The organism is Herbaspirillum sp. UBA812, from assembly GCF_002296545.1.
In the GTDB taxonomy this organism is placed as follows: Bacteria; Pseudomonadota; Gammaproteobacteria; order Burkholderiales; family Burkholderiaceae_D; genus Herbaspirillum; species Herbaspirillum huttiense.
Genome location: NZ_DBIC01000294.1, coordinates 1 through 846 on the forward strand (window position 1 = coordinate 1; position 846 = coordinate 846).

The 846-nt window shown below is 57.1% G+C and carries 2 protein-coding genes; one reads left to right on the forward strand and one right to left on the reverse strand.

Features of this window, described 5'->3' with window-relative positions:
* Window positions 1-241, reverse strand: a 241-nt coding sequence (gene rpsB, locus B3873_RS20180) for a 30S ribosomal protein S2 (protein WP_286868584.1), incomplete at its 3' end; no start/stop codon positions are given.
* A gap of 341 nt (window positions 242-582) precedes the next feature.
* On the opposite strand from rpsB, the gene B3873_RS20185 reads away from it, so the two are divergent.
* Window positions 583-846: M24 family metallopeptidase (locus tag B3873_RS20185; RefSeq protein ID WP_286868586.1), on the forward strand; the 264-nt coding region annotated here is incomplete at its 3' end.

The window sequence follows — 846 nt, forward strand, 5'->3', positions numbered from 1 at the left end:
CGGACAGGATGTCGCGGGCTTGACGCTTGGTACCAACGAACAGGATGGTGCCACGGTTGGCCGACAGCTGCCGCACGTACTTGACGGCTTCCTGGTACATGCCCAGGGTCTTTTCCAGGTTGACGATGTGAATCTTGTTGCGATGACCGAAAATGAAGGGGGCCATCTTGGGGTTCCAGAAGCGGGTTTGGTGACCGAAGTGGACACCGGCTTCCAGCATTTCGCGCATGGTAACGGACATGAATTTCTCCAGGGTTAGGTCTGGAATCCGCTCGGTCATCCGGCTCATGCAGCCGGACACCCTTTTAGCGAACGGATTCGCGTTTCAAAAGATAATTTACGACACTTATTGCCAAACAGACATGAAGAATCATTCCGCACACCGCATTCGACAACTGACCTGTGGTTTTCAGATCAGCCCGGCATTCTACTCGACCCATCACTTTTGTTCAAGTAGCACATGAAGATAAGGGACACAGCCAAACGCCGGCCCCGGCTTGTCGGCGGGCGCCGACAAAACAGAAAGCACCCCCGTCGTCTATAATCCCGTCTTGACGATTTTCTAGCGAATTGCGATTCATCATGGGCAACATCACCATCAAGACCGCCGAAGACATCGAAGGCATGCGCGTGGCCGGCCGCCTGGCCGCCGAGGTGCTGGACTACATCACCCCCTTCGTGAAGCCGGGCGTGACCACCGGCGAGATCGACCGCCTCTGCCACGAGTACATGACCAACGTGCAAGGCAGCATCCCGGCGCCGCTGAATTACTGCCCGCCGGGCTACACGCCCTACCCCAAGGCCATCTGCACCTCCCTGAATGACGTGATCTGCCACGGCATCCCC